Raw genomic sequence first — 17,744 nt, 5'->3', positions numbered from 1 at the left:
TAGATTACATTTTTAATAATGTAAGTACATCATAATCTTTTAGTTTATCCATTCCGTTTAAACCGTCTAATTCAATTAAGAATGCAATACCTACTACAATTCCTCCTAATTGTTCTACTAATTTTATTGATGCTTCAATAGTACCGCCGGTTGCAAGTAAATCGTCGGTAATTAAAACACGTTGCCCGGGTTTAATAGCATCGGCGTGCATTGTTAATGTGTTACTTCCATATTCTAAATCATATTTATAGCTAATTACTTCACGTGGAAGTTTGTTAGGTTTTCTCACCGGAACAAATCCTATTTTTAATGAATATGCAACCGGACAACCAATAATGAAACCACGAGCTTCCGGTCCGACTACTACATCTACTTTTTTTTCTTTTGCATAGTTAACAATTTGATCAGTTGCATATTTATAGGCTTCACCATCTGCCATTAATGTTGTAATATCTTTAAAACTTATTCCTTCTTTTGGCCAATCTTCTACGATTGAAATATATTTTTCTAAATTCATCTATTTTACTTGTTCTCCTAAAAGTTTTCTTAACTAATACATTATACTATATTTTAAGCAAATAAGCAATTTAACAAGTGCCAAAAATAAGGCGGTATACGAAAAATATTATTTAATTGACAAAGCGGCAAGTTATATTGATATGTTATTTTTTCGAAGTATTTATCTTTAGTTTTTTCACCATATATAAACCTACATCAATAATAGGTAATGACGTTATTTTTTTTAATTCATTTTTTATATAAGGAAAATGTGTGCATCCTAACACAATTGCTTCGACCTGCATCTGTTCAAAATAATTTAATAAATGTATAAAGTTAAATTTAGTAACTATTTCATCAGGTTTTTGTTTTTCCTCTATTGCTTTGACAAGTTCTAACATTGTTATCCCTAATATTTTTAATTCGGGATTAGCGACATAAAGATTATTTTCAACGCCTACTAAACCGTGAGAATTAGCTGTTATAACCGCTAGATTACGATATTCAAGCCCAAGAGTGCGATACATCTGCATAGGAGTTATTATTGTTACATTGTATTTCTTTGATAATTCATCAAAATTAATAGCGGAACTAAGTGAGTTGCAATAAACAAAAATTTTAGTACAATTTTGAATTTTTAACTTTTTAATATATCCAATAATTATTTTTTCTTTTTCTATTTTTTTCATTGCTTGAAATGTTGTTTGTTCAATCGGATTTTTCGATATTGGTATGGCAACAAGATTATTATAACCATGCTTTTTTAATAATTCTGCTCCCAAATTTGTATCAACTGGTGTTCCTGCCATAACTGCTATTTTCATAATATTCCTCCTAACTTATGATTAATCGTTGATATGATTATACTATAAAAAGATAAAAAAATAAAAGTAAAATTCATAATTTAGAGAAATCCATTTTTTATACTTATTCTATAATTTCATACCACATCTGTTTTAATTTATAATATTAATTGATTTATCTAATAAAAAATCGGAGATAAATATTTCTAAATATCTCCGATATAATGAAATTATTTTTATATTATTTTATATTAATTAATAATTCATTATTATAATCAAGTTTAATCTCCATACCATCTTCAATACCATGGCGAATTAATTCTACTGACAGTTTATTTTCAATTTGACTTTGAATGAAACGTTTAAGCGGTCTTGCACCAAATTTTATGTCAAAACCTGCTGTTGCAACCCACTCTGCCACATGATCTGTATAAGTTAATATAATATTTTTATTTTCTAAACGAACAACCAACTCATTTAATAATTTATTTGCTATACCTTTAATATTATCCTGAGTAAGCGGTTTAAAGATAATAATATCATCCATACGATTTAGAATTTCCGGTTTAAAGTAAGCATATAGTTGATTAGTTACATTTTTACGTGTTTGCTCGCTAATTTGTCCATCTTTAACTTCTTCTAATAGTTCTAATGAGCCTATATTTGATGTCATTATAATTATAGTATTTTTAAAATCTACGACAACACCTTTAGAATCTGTTAACGTACCTTCATCCAGTAGTTGAAGCAAGATGTTAAACACATCAGGGTGAGCTTTTTCTATTTCATCCATTAGAATAATGCTATATGGATTACGACGAACACTTTCTGTTAATTGTCCTCCTTCTTCATATCCAATATATCCCGGAGGTGCTCCTATTAAACGACTTACTGAATGTTTTTCCATATATTCACTCATATCTATTCTAACGATATTTTTTTCATCATCAAATAAATTAAGCGCCAATGCTTTAGCTAGTTCTGTTTTACCTACACCGGTTGGACCAAGGAATAAAAAACTACCTATTGGTCTATTTGGATCTGCAATTCCTGCACGTGAACGTAAGATTGCATTTGTAACGCTCTCTACCGCCTCATCTTGACCAATTACTTTTTTATGGATTGTATCTGCTAAATGTAGTAATTTTTCTTTTTCTGTTTCGACCAAACGTGTTACAGGAATACCTGTCATTTGGCTTACGATAAAACCGATTTCATCTTCTGTTACTTCTTGTTTTAAAAGTTTATATTCTTCTGTTTTCGACTTTTCTTCCAATTCATTTAATTCTTGTTGTAATTTTGGCAAGGTAGAATATTGCAACTCTGATGCCTTTTCTAAGTTATAGCTATTTTGTGCTTGTTCTAGCTCCAATTTTACCTTATCAATTTTTTCACGTAAATTTTTAACTGCCGATAATTTTTCTTTTTCATTATCAACTTGTAATTGTAAAGCATTTTGTTCTTCTTTTAAATTTGCTAATTCTTCACGTAAGTGTAACAAACGTTTTTGTGAAATTTCATCATCTTCACTACTTAGTGCTTTTTCTTCAATTTCTAATTGCATCACTTTACGATTAATAGTATCCAGTTCAGCAGGATTAGAAGAATTTTCCGTTTTTATTGTTGCGCATGCTTGGTCAATTAAATCGATAGCCTTATCCGGTAAAAATCTATCGGTTATATATCTATTAGATAATTCGGCGGCTTCTACTATTGCTCTATCAGAAATTTTTACTCCGTGATAAACTTCAAAACGTTCTTTAAGACCACGTAAAATTGAAATAGTGTCTTCTACAGTCGGTTCTTTAACTAATACTTTTTGGAAACGACGTTCTAACGCTGAATCTTTTTCGATATATTGGCGATATTCATTAAGAGTGGTTGCCCCTATACAGTGCAATTCTCCACGCGCCAACATCGGTTTTAAAATATTACCCGCATCCATCGCGCCGTCAGTTTTACCGGCTCCGACTAACATATGAATTTCATCGATAAATAATATAATTTTCCCCTCTTGTTCTTTAATCTCTTTTAATACGGCTTTTAAACGTTCTTCAAATTCACCACGATATTTAGCTCCGGCTACCAAACTGGTTAAATCTAACTCAAATACTGTTTTGTTTTTTAAACTTTCCGGTACATCACCACGAACAATACGCTGTGCTAATGCTTCTACTATCGCCGTTTTACCTACACCGGGTTCTCCGATTAACACAGGATTATTTTTTGTTTTACGTGATAAAATTCGTACTACATTACGTATTTCTTCATCACGTCCGATAACAGGGTCAATTTTACCGTTTTTCGCCTCGTCTACCAAATCTCGACCATATTTTTCTAATACTTCGTAATTATTTTCAGGATTTTCATTCATTACTTTTTTCCCTCCTCTGATATCATCAATTATAATTGACAATTCTTTTAATGTTGCTACTTTATCCACATATTTTTTTACAATACTATTTTTTACATAACTTGCCAGCACTATATGCTCACATGAGATAAATTTATCTTCATATTTGTTTTTATATTTATCAGCCTCTACTAATAAAACATTTAAATCATTACTTAAATAACCACCATATTGTATATTCTCTCCGTCTACGGCACTTATTTTATTGATTTCATTTTTTAAATCGTTCAATAATCCTGCTTTATCAATATTTATTCTTCCTAATATATCACTATATAAATTATTACCAGATAATGCTTCGTAAAGAAACATTTCACTCGTAATACTTTGACTTTTTTTCTCTATTGCTTGTTGTGAAGATTTTGCTAATATTTCTTTAACACTATTTGTAAAACTATTAATATCCATAGTAAATCTCCTTAAATTATTTTATATTTAGTAAAAAAGATCAATTATTTTGACCTTTTTTGACCTTAATCCAATTATATCACTTTTGACCTTTTTTGACAATGATTTTTTTAAAAAAAAATTAAAAATTAAGCAAAATTAATGCTTAATTTTTAATTTTTACATTTTATAATATTTTTATTAGTTGTTCTACATCTTCTTTTTTAGTTGACCAATCTACGACGAAGCGGATAATTGTATGTGAATCATCATATTTTTCCCATTTTGCAAATTGAACGGTTTTTTTAAGTTTTTCCATTCTACTATTTTCCATAATAATAAATTGTTGGTTAGTAGGTGAATCAATGTAGAATTTATAACCTTTATCTTTTAAACCTTTTTTCAATAACTCTGCCATTTCGATAGCATGTTTACTTATATTAAAATATAAATTGTCGGTAAATAATGTATCAAATTGTACACCAAGAAGTCTACCTTTAGCTAACAATGCCCCTGCTTGTTTAATAATTGTTATGTAATTTGCCGGTATTATGGTTTTATTAGTAAAAACAACCGCTTCTCCGCATAATGCTCCTACTTTTGTTCCTCCGATATAGAAAACATCGCACAAGTCAGTAAATTCTTTAAATGTTATATCACATTCTTTAGCCATTAAACCGTAACCTAAACGTGCGCCGTCTACAAATAAAGGTACATTATATTTTTTACATACTGTATGCAGTGCTGTTAATTCTTCTTTATTATATAGTGTTCCGTATTCCGTAGGATATGAGATATAAACCATACCGGGTTTTACCATATGCATAAGATTGGCATCTTTGCCAAATGTATCAAAATACTCTTCCACATCTTCAGCCCTTAATTTACCATTATAATTAGGTAGTTCTATTACTTTATGTCCTGTGTATTCAATTGCGCCTGCTTCATGGGTACTGATGTGTCCTGTATTTGCTGCAATTACTCCCTCATAAGAACGTAGTAAAGATTTTATTACAACAGCGTTTGTTTGTGTTCCACCGACTAAAAAATAAATTTCAGCCTCTTCTTTTTCGCATGCAAGTCGAATTTTTTCTTTTGCTAGTTCACTATAACTATCCATTCCATAACCATATTCTGATTCTAAATTTGTTTGGGTAAGTTGCTCTAATATTTTTGGATGAGCACCTCTTCCATAATCATTTACAAAAAATAATGTCATTTAGTATCTCCTTATATCCTTTTTAGTTTATATCATCCAAAAAATATTATATAATAAATAAACTTATTAATCAATAAACAGTAGAAAGAGTATAATATGAATTTTAAAATTTTACATAGTTACCAAAATGTAGAACAATACCTAAAAATTTTCCTAAAATTATCTAAAAAAAATATTCACGCCATTCGCATGAATAGCCATCACAATAAAGAAACTATAATAATTAATAAAAAACCTGCAACTTTAAATACACCGTTAAAAAAAGATGATATATTAATTATTAATATATTTTTTGTACAATCAAAATATATCGTAAATACTTCATTAGATATTATTAAAGAATATGAAGATGATTATTTTCTTGTAGTATCGAAACCGGCTGGAATGAAAACGCACCCTAATGATATTGATGTAGAAAATGATACACTTGTTAACTTCTTGATTAGTGATTATATATATCTTGAGCCGATACATCGTTTAGATGTTGATACGAGTGGACTTGTTATTTTTGCTAAAACCCCTTTTGTAAAGGCAAAACTTGATTTAATGTTGGAACAACGCTTAATAAAACGTTATTATAATGCGTTAATAAAAAATAATCTCACTCCGCAGACTATTAAAACAAATATCGGTCGTGATAGACGTGAAAAAAATAAAATGGTTGTTGTTCATAACGGAAAATCAGCAGTAACTCATATTCTTAACTGTAAAAAAATAGGTAATGAACGTTATGTTATTACACTTTCATTGGATACAGGACGAACTCATCAAATTCGTGTTCATCTAGCACATTTAAAATCGGCGATTATAGGTGACAGATTGTATTCTAATGATGGATATAAATACGATAAAATGTATTTAGGAGCATTCAAAGTCGAATTTAAACACCCGATTACTAATAAAAATATTACTATTATGTCACAATTAGAAGATGAATTTTATTTATAATGTGTATAAAATTTATATGAGATTATTCTTTAAAATCAACCTCTAAAACTTAGATAAGTTTTAGAGGTTGATTTCCTTTTTATATCTCGTATTTACCATACAATTACATTAATTTTTTATTTCCACAAATCTTCTAACAAGTGCGTTTGTGTTCTATCTGGTCCGGTTGAAAATACGGAAATTTTTACACCCACCAATTCCTCAATTTTTTCTAAATATTTTCTTGCATTGGTAGGTAGTTCTTCTAATGATGATATACCGGTAATATCTTCGTTAAAACCTGATAATGTTTCGTAAATTGGTTTGCAATCTTTTATAATATTTTCATTTGCAGGATACTCTGTTAAAATTTCTCCCTTATAGTCATAAGCTGTACAGATTTTTATTTCTTTAAGACCTGACAATACATCAAGGCAGTTGACCGATAAGTTTGTCATACCTGACACACGTGCTGAATGACGCATTACAACAGTGTCAAACCAACCTATACGACGTGGACGTTTTGTTACCGTTCCATATTCATGTCCCACTTCACGAATTGTATCCCCAACTTCATCAAATAATTCTGTTGGAAATGGTCCGTCACCTACACGAGAAGTGTATGCTTTACAAATGCCAAGGACTTTAAAACCGTTTGTCGGAACAAAACCGTTACCTATAGTAATTCCGCCGGCACTTGGATTTGATGATGTAACATAAGGATATGTCCCATGGTCAATATCAAGCATTACCCCTTGTGCTCCTTCAAATAAAATATTTTTTCTTTCTTTCTGAGCATCTCCTAACACTTTTGATGTATCGGTAACATATTGTGCTAACTGTTTTCCGTATTCAAAATATTCGTTAAAAATTTCTTCAACTGTAAAACCATCAACACCGTAAATTTTTTCAAATACTTCATTTTTTTCTTTCAGATTCTGTTCTAATTTTTTCTTAAATAATTCTTTATCTAATAAATCAGCAATACGTACTCCACAACGTTTATACTTATCTACATAACATGGCCCGATACCTTTTTTAGTAGTACCTATTTTGTTGTCCCCACGTCTTGCTTCTTCTACTTCATCAAGTTTCAAGTGATATGGCAATACTACATGTGCTCTGTTAGAAATCCTTAAACCGTTACATGTTACACCACTTTCTTTTAGACGGTTAATTTCACCGCAAATCCATTTCGGATCAACTACTAAACCATTACCTATAACAGATAATTTCTCATCATTAAAAATACCGGATGGAATAAGTTGTAGTTTATAAGTTTTACCGTCGAACTTAATTGTATGTCCTGCATTGTTACCACCTTGATAACGTGCTATAACATCAGCACGCTCTGCTAAAAAATCGGTGATTTTACCTTTCCCTTCATCACCCCATTGTGAACCTACTACTACAATTATTGACATTAGTTGTGCCTCCTGAAAGCTATTATTTTTTCCATTAATTATTATACCACAAATACGGATATTTGCGAACATTTTTTTATAATTTTATAAAAAATTGTGTAAAATATAATATAAAAGTGAATTTACATAATTTTTTTGTTATTTTTATTATAAAAAACGATTATTATATATAAACTGTGTATAAATTACTTTAAATAAATACGAAATATTAAAATATCATTTCCTATTTATATCTAGTATATTATATAGGAGTTGGATACTATATTAAATCTAACTACGAAGGAGATCGTGATATACACTATACAATAATATATAGAAATGAATTGGAGTTTAAAAAACTATTTGAAAAATGCTAAGCAACATCATGTTGCTTAGCATTTTATCCTTATTTTTTCTCATACCCCATACTTGACACAGAGCTACTTTATTTTCCGGTTCTACTTTCTATATTATACTTATTTGATTAATTATTTTAGAATATTCCTAAAATTGTTTCTGTTTCTTCATCTATATTGATATTTAATGCACTTGGTACTTTTGGTAATCCCGGCATTGTCAGTACTTTATTAGCGTACGCTACCACAAATCCTGCTCCGCTACGTAGTTTTACATCACTGATTGTAATATTAAATCCATGTGGTCGACCTTTCAATTTTGAATTATCAGAAAGTGATAATGGTGTTTTCGCCATACAAACCGGTAAATTTCCGAAACCTAACTTTTCGATTTTTTCTATTTCTTCTTTTACTTCATCAGTAATATTTACACCATCTGCACCGTAGATTTCACGACAGATAGTTTCGATTTTTTCTATTATCGATACTTCGTCTTTATACAGTAATTTTAACTTTTTATCATTACTTTCTACAACTTTTACTACTTTTTCAGCTAAATCTATTCCGCCTATGCCACCTTTTTCCCAAACTTCTACACGAGAAAATTCAACATTTTTTCTTTTGCCCAATTTTCTAAAAATTCCAGTTCTTTTACTGTATCAGTAATAAAAACATTTAGGGCTATTATAACCAGTAAATTAAATTTTCGTAAATTTTCAATATGTTTTTCTAAATTTTTTACCCCTTTTGCCAATGCTTCTAAATTTTCTTCTTTTAAGTTTTTTTCTTCAATATCACCATGAAGTTTTAATGCTTTAATAGTAGCCACAACTACAGCAGCTTTCGGATTAAGACCTGCCTTACGACATTTTATATTTAAAAATTTTTCAGCACCAAGGTCTGCTCCAAATCCCGCTTCTGTAATAACGTAATCTGCATATTTCAAAGCTGTTTTTGTTGCCAAAATTGAGTTACAGCCATGAGCAATATTCGCAAACGGACCTCCATGAATAATAGCCGGATTATTTTCTAACGTTTGAACAATATTAGGTTTAATTGCATCTTTTAACAGAGAAGTAATAACCCCTTCAATCTTCAAATCCTTAAGATATACCGGATCTCCTTTTTTATTATAAGCTACTAATATATTACTTAGTTTTTCTTTTAAATCACCAAGATTTTCTGATAGGCATAAAATCGCCATAATTTCACTGGCAACTGTAATATCAAAACCATCTCTACGTTCCAATTCTGTTCCTACATTGATTTTTATATGACGTAAATCACGTGCATTCATATCCATTACACGATTAAAAATAATTTTATCAATTTCAAGTTCATTACCTTGAAATACATGATTATTAACAAGAACTGCTATTGCATTATGAGCGGTTGTAATAGCGTGCATATCACCGGTAAAGTGTAAGTTGATGTCCTCCATAGGAACAACCTGTGCATATCCTCCACCTGCTGCACCACCTTTTCTCCCTAATACAGGGCCTAATGACGGTTCACGTAACGCTACACACGATTTTTTACCAATTTTATTTAGAGCATCTGACAACCCTATGGTAACAGTTGACTTACCTTCTCCACTTGATGTTGGGTTGATTGAAGTTACTAAGATTAAATTAGCATCCTCTTTAATATTTTTCTTTATATTTTTTGTTTGAATTTTGGCTTTATAATTACCATATAAAATCAAATCATTTTCACTTATTCCTAATTTATTTGCCACTGTTTTAATATCTTGTTTTTTACATTCATTTGAAATTTGAAAATCTGATTTCATTTATCATACCTCTTTTCTATAAGGGTTATTTTTTATATAAATCACGATGTTTTAAATTATTCTTCCAATCCCGGGACACGTTTATAAATTTTATCAATATTTATCAAATGAACATTTAGGTCAAAACAACTGTCCAATATTTCTTTTGATACCGTTTTTTGAATAATTTCATTTTCTTCTAATAATTGTTTAAATGGAATATTTTCGAACCATGATCTCATTGCCAACGGTTGTACTAAATCATATGCTTCTTCGCGAGAAAATCCATAATTTTTAATTAGATTACTCATAGTTCTTTGAGCAAAAATAACCCCATTAGTTGCATAAATATTTTTAATCATATTATCGGTAAATACTGTCAGATTTTTTACAACATTTGTAAAACGATTTAACATATAATCTAACAATGTTGTTGCATCATTACTTAAAATACGTTCTGCGCTTGAATGTGAAATATCACGTTCATGCCATAAAGGAATATTTTCATAAGCAGCTAGCATATAACCACGCATAATTCTGGCACAACCCGCCATATTTTCACTTGAAATAGGGTTTCGTTTGTGTGGCATTGCACTGGAACCTTTCTGATTTTTTGAAAAGAACTCTTCTGCTTCACGAACTTCTGTTCTTTGCAAGTGACGAATTTCTACCCCTATTTTCTCAATAGAGCTTGCAATTAATGCCAATGTCGCATAGTAATCAGCGTGTCTGTCACGTTGTAGAGTTTGTGTCGAAATGTTACTTGACTCTATTCCTAATTTTTTACATACATAGTCTTGTACTTCCGGTGGCGTATTAGAAAATGTTCCTACTGCACCGGAAATTTTCCCTACTTCAATGATTTTTCTTACTTCATTAAAACGTTTAAGATGACGATTAAATTCATCATAGTATAGTGCAAACTTTAATCCGAAACTACTTATATCGGCATGAACTCCGTGAGTACGTCCAATACATGGAGTAAATTTGTACTGCAATGCTTTTTCTTTTAATACTTCTTGAAATTTTAATAAATCTTGATACAAAATATCGTTTGCCTGTTTATATAAATATCCGTATGCAGTATCAACTACATCTGTTGATGTTAAACCGTAGTGTATCCATTTTTTTTCATCACCTAAGTAACTTGATACATTGCGAGTAAAAGCTACTATATCATGTTTTGTTTCTTTTTCCAATTCAAAAATTCCTTTTAAATCAAATTTTGCATTGGTAAATAATTTTTCCACATCTTTTTTCGGAACAACTCCTAGTTCACTCCATGCTTCGGTAGCATATAATTCAACTTCTAAATATGCTTTAAAGCGATTTTCATCACTGAAAACATTACGCATTACTTCTCTGCTATATCTTTCAATCATTTAAAATAATCTCCTGCCATTAATAAAAATACTGTGGGATAAACAATCAACTTTATCACAATTATTATGTATATTAAAAATTATTAACATCAATAATAAACTAATATACTAACACATTTTTTATAAGGATAAATGACCTATATCTCGTCTGAAAAATAGTTCTTTACATTCTATTTTTTCTATTTCATTATATACTTTTTCTCGTGCTTCTTGCAAGGTTTTTCCATTTGCACATACTAATATAACACGTCCGCCATTTATAACAATTTCACCGGATACCTTTTTTGTTCCCATGTGAAAAACGGGTGTCGATACTTTATCTAAACCTTTAATTATTGCACCTTTTTCACTATGTTCCGGATAACCTTTAGCTGCCATTACCACCCCGATAAATGCATCACTGTTCCATTTTAGTTCAATATCTTTTCCATCAATCACATTGTTAGCAATATCATACAAACTACTCTCTAATTTCAGTAATAATATTTCACTTTCAGGATCTCCAAAACGAACATTAAATTCAATAGTTTTAATACCGTTTTTACATTTCATAAGCCCGGCATACAAAATGCCGTAAAATGGCATCCCCTCGTCACTCATTGCATTAACAATAGGTTGAACTACTTTTTCAATTCCTTCTTTTATGTCATCTACAGTGATTTTTTTCAGCGGAGTATAAGCTCCCATCCCTCCGGTATTTAACCCTTGATCATTATCAAAAGCTCGCTTGTGATCTTGTGCAATTTCCATTGGATAAACCTTTTTATTCGAAACGAAGCACATTAATGAAAATTCTTCTCCTTGAAGAAATTCTTCAATTACGACTTTAGCACCTGCTGAATTAAACTTGGAATTACACATCATTTCTTTTAATTCATACTGTGCTTCTTCTAAAGTATTCGCAATAATAACACCTTTACCTGCTGCTAAACCGTCAGCTTTTAAAACTATAGGCACTTGTTGTTCAGCTAAATATTCACTAGCTTTTTTATAATCACTAAAACTTTCATATTTAGCAGTTGGAATATCGTATTTTTTCATCATCATTTTTGAAAATACTTTACTTCCTTCTAATTGTGCAGCTTTTTTACTTGGTCCAAAAGCACGAACATCTTTTTCTTGAAGTTTATCAATAAGTCCATTAACTAATGGTACTTCCGGGCCGACAAATACTAGGTCTATATTGTTTTCTTTTGCATAACTTGGTATTTGGTCTTCATTTATTGTTACGCACGTTCCAAACTCTTCGACCGCAGGATTAATTTCTGTCATAAATATTTCATGACCCTCTTTATAAAGTTTATATGCAATAGCGTGTTCTCTTCCGCCATTACCGACTATTAATACTTTTGCCATAATTAGTGTTTAAAGTGGCGAATTTTACTGAAGACCATTGCCACTCCTTTCTCATTGCAAGCATCAATGCTTTCTTGATCCCGAATAGAACCTCCCGGTTGAACTATTGCTGAAATTCCATATTTAGCTGCCAAATCTACACTATCACGCATTGGAAAGTACGCATCTGATGCCAAAATTGCACCCTTTGCTTTTTCTCCGGCTTGCTCAAGAGCAATTTTACATGAACCGACACGATTCATTTGTCCTGCTCCGATTCCCAAAGTTTGAGAATTCTTCACTACCACAATAGCATTTGATTTTACATGTTTTACTACCTTTAACCCAAATTCTATATCTTTTTGTTGTTCAGCGGTAATTTTTTTATAAGTTACATCTATATATTCATCAGCAAGTTTGTCATTAAAATCTTGAACCAGTATGCCTCCACGAACACTTTTAATTTGTTCAACTGAATTATTGTTTTTTTCGCTTAACTTATAAATACGTAAATTTTTCTTCTTAGTCAATATATCCAACGCTTCCTTCTCATAATCATTAGCCAAAATAATTTCCAAGAAAGTTTTACTCATTTTTTCAGCCGTACGAATATCGATTACTCCATTAATCGCAATAATACCACCGTATATTGATACAGGATCTGCCTCGTAAGCACGACTATACGCCTCAAAAACATCTTTACCGACAGCAACACCACAAGGGTTCATATGCTTAACAGCAATACAAGTAGTTTCATCAAATTCATTCAATATATCTAATGCAGCACTTGCATCTTGAATATTATTGTAAGACATCGCTTTGCCATGTAATTGAACGGCATTGTGCAGTGCATAACTTTCATTGTTATTTTGAACATAATGATGTGCTTTTTGATGCGGATTTTCTCCATAACGTAAAGTATCTTGTAATTTATACGAAATTGTTAATTTTTCCGGAACTAAGCTATCTTTTTTATTAAAATAATTTGCAATAGCTGCGTCATAACTTGCTGTTGTATTAAATACTTTTATTGCTAAAGAACGTCGTGTTGATAAAGAAATGCTACCATTTTCTAATTCTTTCAAAATTTTATCGTAATCAGCAATATCAGTTACTACAACCACATCATTAAAATTTTTTGCAGCACTTCTTAACATACTGGGGCCACCAATATCAATATTTTCAATAATTTCTTCTTCAGTTACATCAATTTTTTTTATCGTTTGTTCAAAAGGGTATAAATTTACACAAACTAAATCTATATATTCTATATTATTTTCTCTTATATGCTTATTGTGTAATTTGTTCCCACGTTTTGAAAGTAATCCTCCATGAATTTTAGGGTGCAGTGTTTTTACACGTCCTTCTAAAATTTCAGGAAAATGTGTTATATCTTCAATACTTATACATGAAACACCGTTATTTTTTAAATGAGTAAATGTTCCTCCTGTACTAATAATTTCATATCCGTATTTCTCTAAACCTTTCGCAAATTCTACAATATTCGTTTTATCACTTACACTAATTAATGCTCTTTTTGTCATAGCTCCTCCTCTAATAGTTTTAAAATAACATTTGGATAAAGTTCATGCTCTAATTTATGGATTTTTTCAGTTATTGTTTCTAATGTATCGTCACTTGATACTTTTAACGAACGTTGGGCTATTACCCTACCACCATCTAATTCTTCATTTACATAATGAATACTTATACCAATTTTATTTTCTCTTGCATTAAATGCTTGTTTAATGGCGTCTTTCCCTTTGTATTTTGGCAACAATGACGGATGTAGATTTAAGATTGTTTTTTTATAATTTTCTAAAAAGTATGGAGAGATAATTCTCATATATCCTGCTAAAAAGATATAATCAAAATTCTTAACTTTTTCAAAAATTTCTTTTTCGTAGTCTTGTTTTGTCGAAAAATTTTTTGCAGAAAAAACATAGGTTGGAATACCTCTAGCTTGTGCTTTTTTAATAACTGCAGCATTTTTTTTATCACATACTAATAGTTCTATTACCATTTTTTCTTTTAAACGTTTATCATCCGCTATTTTTTCAAAATTACTACCTGTTCCTGATGCAAAAATGGCTACTTTCTTCATATTATTTTTATTCCACTTTCATTAGTTACTTCTCCTAAAACAAAGGAATTATCCAATAAAGATAAAGTTTTTCCTACATCTTCTTTTTCTACTACAAGTACCATACCGACACCCATATTAAAAATATGATACATTTCTTCTTCGTCTATACCACCTTTTTCTGCTAGAAAGTTAAAAATTTTTGGTACGCTATAAGAAGATTTGATAATTTTCATTCCTAAGCCATCTTTTAAACAGCGTGGCAAATTTTCATGAAAGCCCCCTCCCGTTATATGAGCAATTCCTGCTACTTTTACTTCTTTAAGAACCGTTAAAACTTCTTTAACATATATTTTTGTAGGTGTTAAAAGAGTTTCCCCTATTGTACTATCTTCAAATTTTTCATTTAAACTGATATTATTATCTTTTAAGATTTTTCTTACTAATGAAAAACCGTTTGAATGAACACCGCTAGATGCTAAACCGATAACTACTTGTCCGGCTTTAGTATTTTCGGGATTAAGTAACAATTCTTTTTCTTGTGCACCGACACAAAAACCTGCAATATCATACTCGCCATCTTCATAAAAACCGGACATTTCCGCTGTTTCTCCACCAACTATAGCACAATTGGCTTGCATACAACCTTCAGCTACACCTTCAACAATAGCTTCTACCTGTTTAGGATAATTTTTCCCAACAGCTAAATAATCTAAGAAAAACAAAGGTATTGCGCCTTGAGCAAGTATATCATTGGCACACATTGCCACTACATCAATACCGATAGTATTATGAATATTCAATTCAAATGCCAACTTTAATTTAGTTCCTACACCATCAGTTCCACTTACTAAAACGGGATTTTTAAAGTTATAAGCACTAAGATCGAATGCTCCGCCAAATCCCCCGATTGCTGACATCATACCCAAATTTTTTGTACGTTCTACATGTTTTTTTATACGTTCTACCGATTCGTATCCGGCTTGTAAACTAACACCACTTTCCTCATATTTTTTGCTCATTATTTTTACCCCTTTCTTGTAAAAATTTTTTTTGAATATCTGTCATTGAACTTATGTAATTATCTTCATAATCATATAACCCTGCCGAATAATCTCCATTGAAGCAATCCATACATAACCCTGTATATGGTGCATCATAATTAAGACCTATTGATTCTACTAAACCATCTTCACTTAAAAATCCCAACGAATCAGCTCCTATTATTTCTTTAATTTCTGTTATTGTTTTATTAGCTGAAATTAATTCTTGTGTTGTTGAAATATCTATTCCGTAAAAACTTGGAAACATTAGTGGAGGACAGGCTATTCTTACATGTACTTCTCTTGCGCCCGCTTCTTTAAGTAATTGAACAATACGTTTACTTGTAGTTCCTCTTACAATTGAGTCATCTACCATTACAATACTCTTACCTTTTACCACGCCTTTAACAGCGGATAATTTCATTCTAACTCCCTGTTCTCGCAATTTTTGAGTTGGCTGAATAAAGGTACGAGCTACATATTGATTTTTAATCAATCCCATTTCATAAGGTAGTCCACTTTCTTCTGCATAGCCACTTGCTGCTGATAATGATGAGTTTGGTACTCCAATAACCATATCGGCATCCGGAGTTGGTTGTTCCTTAGCCAAGCGGCGTCCGGTTCTTTTTCGTGCCGAGTGAACATTAATTCCTGCAATATTTGAATCAGGACGTGCAAAATAGACATACTCCATAGCAGCAATAGCTACCAAAGTGTTATTGGTATATTTTTCAATACGAATTCCATCATCATCAATTATAACCATCTCTCCCGCACCGACATTACAAACAAATTCTGCACCTACAACATCAATAGCACAGGTTTCACTAGCTGCCACATATGCTCCGTTCTTTGTTTTTCCTATTGCTAAAGGTCTTAAACCATTTGGATCTACTGCACCATATAAAGCATCTTTTGTTAAAAGCAAATACGTAAAACCGCCCTTAATTTTTTGTAAACTTTCTTTTAATTGTTCTTTAAATGTTGATTTACCACTTCTTCTTATTAAATGAATTAAAACTTCCGTATCTGATGATGAGTGAAAAATTGCCCCATCTTGTTCTAATTCACGTCGTAAAGTTTTAGCATTAATTAAATTACCGTTATGACAAACGCCTACACTCATATCATAAAAATGGTATAAGAAAGGTTGAATATTTTGAATACTATTGTTACCTGATGTTGCATATCTAACGTGTCCTATTGCACTGTTACCTACAAGATGTTCTAATTTTTCCTTATCACGAAATACTTCTGAAACCAAACCTAAATCTCGATACCCTCTTAAAGTATTATTATCGCGTGAAACTATTCCAGCCCCTTCTTGACCGCGATGTTGTAAACTATGTAATCCAAAGTACGTAACATTACTTGCAGATGGATGATTCCAAATACCGAACACACCACACTCTTCATTAATCCCTCGCATCTTCTAATCTCCTTAAAACTTCTTCATAAGCTTCCATCACCGAACCTAAATCTCTTCTAAATCTATCTTTATCTAATTTTTCATTTGTATCTTTGTCCCATAGGCGACAAGTATCCGGAGAAATTTCATCAGCTAAAATAATATTTCCATCCTTATCACGACCAAACTCTATTTTGAAATCTACCAAAATTAAATTGGCTTTTAAATATAATTTTTGGAGTAAACTATTAATTTTAAGTGCTTGCATTCTTATATTTTCCAATTCTTCTTCCGTTACAATTTCCAATGCGACGGCATGATCGTTATTAATTAACGGATCGTTAAGCTCATCATTTTTATAACTAAGTTCAAAAATCGGCTTTATCAATTTTTTTCCTTCTTCAATACCATATTTTTTAGCCATTGAGCCTGCAACTATATTGCGAATTATTACTTCCAACGGAATAATTGTTACATGTTTACAAAGTTGATCTGTTTCATTTATTTTTTTTATAAAATGAGTTTTGATGCCTTCTTTTTCTAAGTATTCAAAGATTAATGAAGTAATGGTATTATTGAAAACTCCTTTCCCTTCAAACTCTTCTTTTTTTACGCCGTTGAATGCTGTAGCACTATTTTTGTAGTGAACGTAAATTTCATCATCATTAGCACATTCGAACAATTGTTTTGCTTTTCCTTCATATAATAATTTCATT

The 17,744-nt window shown here is 30.9% G+C and carries 13 protein-coding genes and 1 pseudogene; 1 reads left to right on the top strand and 13 read right to left on the bottom strand.

Annotation, left to right across the window (positions count from 1 at the left end; translation table 11 throughout):
• Positions 1–4: 4 nt before the first annotated feature.
• The 4 genes from AXE85_RS04560 to AXE85_RS04545 all read right to left on the bottom strand — a co-directional run bounded on the left by AXE85_RS04560 (position 5) and on the right by AXE85_RS04545 (position 5,320).
• Positions 5–517, bottom strand: coding sequence for an adenine phosphoribosyltransferase (locus AXE85_RS04560; protein ID WP_021752837.1), 513 nt, complete (start codon positions 515–517; stop codon positions 5–7).
• Positions 518–662: 145 nt separating this feature from the next.
• The gene (locus AXE85_RS04555) at positions 663–1,322 is read right to left on the bottom strand and encodes an aspartate/glutamate racemase family protein (protein WP_062173426.1); all 660 of its coding nucleotides are present in this window, start codon (positions 1,320–1,322) and stop codon (positions 663–665) included.
• A 220-nt stretch (positions 1,323–1,542) separates the two neighbouring features.
• Complete coding sequence (locus tag AXE85_RS04550; RefSeq protein ID WP_062173424.1) at positions 1,543–4,122, bottom strand: ATP-dependent Clp protease ATP-binding subunit; 2,580 nt, start codon at positions 4,120–4,122, stop codon at positions 1,543–1,545.
• Positions 4,123–4,288: 166 nt separating this feature from the next.
• Entirely contained in the window at positions 4,289–5,320 is a 1,032-nt protein-coding gene (locus AXE85_RS04545; protein WP_062173422.1) for a threonine aldolase family protein, read from the bottom strand.
• Between the two features lie 96 nt (positions 5,321–5,416).
• On the opposite strand from AXE85_RS04545, the gene AXE85_RS04540 reads away from it, so the two are divergent.
• Positions 5,417–6,268 (top strand): RluA family pseudouridine synthase, encoded by an 852-nt coding sequence (locus tag AXE85_RS04540; protein WP_062173421.1) that lies wholly within the window; start codon positions 5,417–5,419, stop codon positions 6,266–6,268.
• A gap of 116 nt (positions 6,269–6,384) precedes the next feature.
• Here AXE85_RS04540 and AXE85_RS04535 read toward each other — a convergent pair whose 3' ends face one another.
• The 9 genes and pseudogenes from AXE85_RS04535 to purC form a co-directional block, all read right to left on the bottom strand.
• The gene (locus AXE85_RS04535) at positions 6,385–7,671 is read right to left on the bottom strand and encodes an adenylosuccinate synthase (RefSeq protein WP_062173419.1); all 1,287 of its coding nucleotides are present in this window, start codon (positions 7,669–7,671) and stop codon (positions 6,385–6,387) included.
• 472 nt (positions 7,672–8,143) lie between these two features.
• Positions 8,144–9,798 (bottom strand): annotated as a pseudogene (locus tag AXE85_RS04530) (formate--tetrahydrofolate ligase).
• Positions 9,799–9,854: 56 nt separating this feature from the next.
• A complete protein-coding gene (gene purB / locus AXE85_RS04525) occupies positions 9,855–11,159 on the bottom strand; it encodes an adenylosuccinate lyase (RefSeq protein WP_062173417.1) in 1,305 nt (434 codons plus the stop codon).
• A gap of 120 nt (positions 11,160–11,279) precedes the next feature.
• The gene (gene purD / locus AXE85_RS04520) at positions 11,280–12,515 is read right to left on the bottom strand and encodes a phosphoribosylamine--glycine ligase (RefSeq protein WP_062173415.1); all 1,236 of its coding nucleotides are present in this window, start codon (positions 12,513–12,515) and stop codon (positions 11,280–11,282) included.
• Between the two features lie 2 nt (positions 12,516–12,517).
• Positions 12,518–14,038, bottom strand: a complete 1,521-nt coding sequence (gene purH / locus AXE85_RS04515; protein WP_062173413.1) for a bifunctional phosphoribosylaminoimidazolecarboxamide formyltransferase/IMP cyclohydrolase — start codon at positions 14,036–14,038, stop codon at positions 12,518–12,520.
• Positions 14,035–14,598 carry a phosphoribosylglycinamide formyltransferase gene (gene purN / locus AXE85_RS04510; RefSeq protein ID WP_062173411.1) on the bottom strand — a complete coding sequence of 188 codons (564 nt, stop codon included), beginning with the start codon at positions 14,596–14,598 and terminating at the stop codon, positions 14,035–14,037. Before purN ends, purH begins: the two co-directional genes overlap by 4 nt.
• Positions 14,595–15,599, bottom strand: coding sequence for a phosphoribosylformylglycinamidine cyclo-ligase (purM, locus tag AXE85_RS04505; RefSeq protein WP_062173409.1), 1,005 nt, complete (start codon positions 15,597–15,599; stop codon positions 14,595–14,597). Before purM ends, purN begins: the two co-directional genes overlap by 4 nt.
• Positions 15,583–17,049: an amidophosphoribosyltransferase gene (gene purF, locus AXE85_RS04500; RefSeq protein ID WP_062173407.1), complete on the bottom strand. Its 1,467-nt coding sequence runs from the start codon at positions 17,047–17,049 to the stop codon at positions 15,583–15,585. The genes purM and purF overlap by 17 nt, the downstream gene beginning before the upstream one ends.
• On the bottom strand, positions 17,036–17,743 hold the full coding sequence (purC, locus tag AXE85_RS04495) for a phosphoribosylaminoimidazolesuccinocarboxamide synthase (protein ID WP_062173405.1): 708 nt from the start codon (positions 17,741–17,743) through the stop codon (positions 17,036–17,038). The genes purF and purC overlap by 14 nt, the downstream gene beginning before the upstream one ends.
• Position 17,744 lies beyond the last annotated feature (1 nt).

It is taken from the genome of Gemella sp. oral taxon 928 (assembly GCF_001553915.1).
Lineage (GTDB): Bacteria > Bacillota > Bacilli > Staphylococcales > Gemellaceae > Gemella > Gemella massiliensis.
The sequence above is the reverse complement of the archived record's forward strand: the minus strand, read 5'-3'. Positions and strand labels throughout refer to the sequence as shown.

Coding starts and splice junctions, on each gene's coding strand:
- AXE85_RS04555 (WP_062173426.1), bottom strand. CDS start 1,322: ATGAAAATAGCAGTTATGGCAGGAACACCAGTTGATACAAATTTGGGA.
- purH (WP_062173413.1), bottom strand. CDS start 14,038: ATGACAAAAAGAGCATTAATTAGTGTAAGTGATAAAACGAATATTGTA.
- AXE85_RS04560 (WP_021752837.1), bottom strand. CDS start 517: ATGAATTTAGAAAAATATATTTCAATCGTAGAAGATTGGCCAAAAGAA.
- purN (WP_062173411.1), bottom strand. CDS start 14,598: ATGAAGAAAGTAGCCATTTTTGCATCAGGAACAGGTAGTAATTTTGAA.
- purF (WP_062173407.1), bottom strand. CDS start 17,049: ATGCGAGGGATTAATGAAGAGTGTGGTGTGTTCGGTATTTGGAATCAT.
- purM (WP_062173409.1), bottom strand. CDS start 15,599: ATGAGCAAAAAATATGAGGAAAGTGGTGTTAGTTTACAAGCCGGATAC.
- AXE85_RS04550 (WP_062173424.1), bottom strand. CDS start 4,122: ATGGATATTAATAGTTTTACAAATAGTGTTAAAGAAATATTAGCAAAA.
- AXE85_RS04540 (WP_062173421.1), top strand. CDS start 5,417: ATGAATTTTAAAATTTTACATAGTTACCAAAATGTAGAACAATACCTA.
- purB (WP_062173417.1), bottom strand. CDS start 11,159: ATGATTGAAAGATATAGCAGAGAAGTAATGCGTAATGTTTTCAGTGAT.
- purC (WP_062173405.1), bottom strand. CDS start 17,743: ATGAAATTATTATATGAAGGAAAAGCAAAACAATTGTTCGAATGTGCT.
- purD (WP_062173415.1), bottom strand. CDS start 12,515: ATGGCAAAAGTATTAATAGTCGGTAATGGCGGAAGAGAACACGCTATT.
- AXE85_RS04535 (WP_062173419.1), bottom strand. CDS start 7,671: ATGTCAATAATTGTAGTAGTAGGTTCACAATGGGGTGATGAAGGGAAA.
- AXE85_RS04545 (WP_062173422.1), bottom strand. CDS start 5,320: ATGACATTATTTTTTGTAAATGATTATGGAAGAGGTGCTCATCCAAAA.